We start from the raw sequence: 3,163 nt of genomic DNA, 5'->3' as shown, positions 1-3,163 counted from the left end.
ACTGGCGTCACCGACCGTCATCATGCAATCGATCGTCAATTCCGGCCCGCTGCTGGAGCGGCTTGCCGAGGACGAGAGGCAAGGCAAGATCTTCGCCGGTCATACGCGCGACCTCGAAGGCTTCCTGAGGACCGATTTCGAGAAGCAGAACATCAAATCGTTCCTCTCGGTCTCGGTCTTCGCGCACGGCCATCTCTGGGGCACGCTGGCGGTCAATGACTGCATCAACGAGCGTGCATGGACCGACGAGGAAGAGGCGACGCTGCACATCATCGCGCTGGCCATCGGCGACGCCATAGAGCGCTCGCCCTCCGACGCCCACGCCAGCGAGGTCATTCGCCGCACCATGCTGCAGGCCTCGCTCGACGCCATTGTCGTCATCGACGAGACCGGCTCGATCATCGAATTCAATCCGGCCGCCGAGAAGATGTTCGGCTTCCAGCGCAGCGACATCCTCGGCAAGGACCTGCTCGATACGATCGTGCCGATCTACTACCGCAAGGGCTATGCCTCAGGAGCCGAATACATGTCCGGCCGCGGCGCGCCGATGGTCGGCCAGCGGCTCGAGACGGTGACCCAGAATGCCGCCGGCGAAGTGTTCCCGATCGAGCTGACGGCCACCGAGATGCGGGTTGCCGACCGCCGCCTGATCTTCGGCTCCATCCGCGACCTGCGCGACAAATTGCGCGCCGAGGAGGAAATCGGCCGGCAACGCGAGAAGCTGCACCAGAACGAGAAGATGGCGGCGATGGGTTCGTTGCTGGCCGGTGTGTCGCACGAGCTCAACAACCCGCTGGCCGTGGTTGTGGCGCAATCGACGCTGCTGCACGAATTCGCCTCCGATCCGCAAACCAAGGTGCGCGCCGAAAAGGTCCGCGCGGCCGCCGAGCGCTGCGGCCGCATCGTCAAGAGCTTCCTGTCGATGGTCCGCCTCCATCCCGCGGCACAAGCCGAGACCGACCTCAACCAGGTGATCCGGGCGGCACTTGAAGTGACCGCCTATGGCGCGCGCTCAAGCGGCATCATCATCGACACCGATTTCGCCGCAGGCCCGCTGCTGGCCATGGCCGACGCCGACCATGTGACGCAGGTGGCGGCCAATTTCCTCATCAACAGCCAGCACGCTTTGGCTGGCATTGCCGGCGACCGGCTGATCAAGGTGCGGACGTTCCGCAGCGACCGGGATCATCCCTGCTTCTCGGTCGAGGACAATGGGCCCGGCGTGCCGGAAGCGATCCGCGGCCGCATCTTCGAATCCTATTTCACCACCAAGCCGGTCGGCGTCGGCACCGGCATCGGCCTGTCGATCTCGAAATCGATCATCGAGCGGCACAATGGCAATGTCTGGTTCGAGGAAGTGCTCCCGAGAGGCGCGCGTTTCGTCGTCCAGCTGCCGGCCATCGTGGCCGGCCTCGCCACCGCCGGCGACAACCAGCCGCGATCGAGCGGCCTGCGCCATGCCTTGATCATCGACGACGAGCCGGATGTCGCCGGGTCACTCTCCGACATCCTCGAACTGATGGGCATCAAGTCGCGGATCGTGCCGGTCTGGGAATCGGCCGCCGCCACCTTGAGCGGCCACATGCCGCCGGACATCGTTTTTTCGGACCTGCGCATGCCCGGCGTCAGCGGCATATCGATCTATCGTGAGCTGCTCGCCGAAAAGCCCGATTTGGCGCGGCGTTTCGTGCTGGTCACCGGAGACCTGATCGGTGCCAAAGCCGAAATCGAAGCCTTGCCGGCGCACCAGCGACCGCAGATTCTGGAAAAGCCGTTCAGCACGCTGGATGTGCGCAGCGTGCTCTCCGCCATCGCCGAACAGGCGGCCTTGAAAGGATAAAAAAAGAGGCTCCCGGGGGCGGGAGCCAAAAGGAGCGCACTGGAGGGCGCTCGGGGAGGTCAGAGCATGATCCACAAAACGGGAACGGTTTTCGGGACCATGCTTCGACGGAAATCAGAAAATATTCGGCGTGCCGGTCAACGGCGCGGCATTGGCGATCATGCGGATCGCCCGGCTTTTGTGTGTTCCGGACTGTTCGGCGATGGCGCGCAGGCAATCCATGCTCTCGGCACCCCAGGCCTGGCCCTTGCAGGCGAAGTCGGTCAACGGCACCGGCAGACGCGCGGTCCTGGTCGTCGTCTGCGCGCCGTCGATGAGATTGGCCGGCGGATTCAACGAAGCGAAGGCCGGCCCGATTGTCGGCGTGAACGCCATGCCGACGAAGGCGCAAGCAGCCAGCACCATGAACATCGCCATGGGGTGGTCGCTGGCCCGCTGGCGCAGCGCCAGTTTCGGACGGCGGTCATTGCGCTCTGGAGCCTGAAGGCGGCTCTCGCCGCGGATCGTCTGGATTTTTGCATGCATTACCTTCCCCTTCGCTGAGTTTCTTTTGGCGGTGAAATGAACTTATCCGCGCTTTGTAACGGTGATGGGGTGGCGAAGGATTGGCACTGTAACGAATTCGAAACAGCATTTCGGGCGAAGTCGGGCAAAATCGGGCATGGCTTCGACGGCGCCGAGGCTCGAGGCGCAACTTGACCGATCTTACCGAACAGTCTTTCGAAAAGATCAGGCTCAGCCCGGAGCTTGAAGCTCGGCAATGATCTTGTGCGCGGCGATGCGCCCGGCAATGATGGCGCCCTCGACATACCCCGGAAACGATGGCGAGAGTTCTGAAGAGGCGAGATACACCGGCGGTGCGCCGGCAAGGATCGTTCGCTCGGCGTCTGTCGCTGTAACATCGACAATAAGATCGCTGTACGCGCCGCCGCTCCAGCGATCTCCTGTCCAGTCACGCAAACTGAAATCGATGACGTCACCGGCATCCGGACCAAGGGCTGCCTCCAGCCGGCCGGTCACCTCCGCACGCAGTTCCGCCTCGCCGAGGTCGCGCCAACGCAGCGCGAGCGAGCCGCCGGCGAACACGACGAGCGCCGCATGCTCCGCATCCTTGCCGGCGTCGCAGGCAAACAGCCCCGGCGGCTCGAGCCACATCACCATGCCGCTCAAATCCCGCGCCCGCCAAAACGGTTTGGCATAGCGCACCAGGATCTTGATAGCCGCGCCGCTTTCCCAGGCGCCGAGTGCCCGCCCCAGTCCGGCCGGCAAAGCGGGGGCAAAGGCGAGCTCCGTCACCTTCGCCGGCGGGACGGCAACCAGAAC

At 64.0% G+C, this 3,163-nt stretch carries 3 protein-coding genes; 1 reads left to right on the top strand and 2 read right to left on the bottom strand.

Annotated features, from left to right (window positions below):
* Positions 1–1,840, top strand: a 1,840-nt coding sequence (locus EN994_RS24350; RefSeq protein ID WP_127307860.1) for an ATP-binding protein, incomplete at its 5' end; no start/stop codon positions are given.
* Between the two features lie 114 nt (positions 1,841–1,954).
* Here the strand turns inward: EN994_RS24350 and EN994_RS24345 are convergent.
* Entirely contained in the window at positions 1,955–2,365 is a 411-nt protein-coding gene (locus tag EN994_RS24345) for a hypothetical protein (protein ID WP_013529299.1), read from the bottom strand.
* 210 nt (positions 2,366–2,575) lie between these two features.
* On the bottom strand, positions 2,576–3,163 hold a 588-nt coding region (locus EN994_RS24340), incomplete at its 5' end, for an FAD-dependent oxidoreductase (RefSeq protein ID WP_206530487.1).

Source organism: Mesorhizobium sp. M7A.F.Ca.CA.002.09.1.1 (assembly GCF_003998555.1).
In the GTDB taxonomy this organism is placed as follows: Bacteria; Pseudomonadota; Alphaproteobacteria; order Rhizobiales; family Rhizobiaceae; genus Mesorhizobium; species Mesorhizobium ciceri.
The sequence above is the reverse complement of the archived record's forward strand: the minus strand, read 5'-3'. Positions and strand labels throughout refer to the sequence as shown.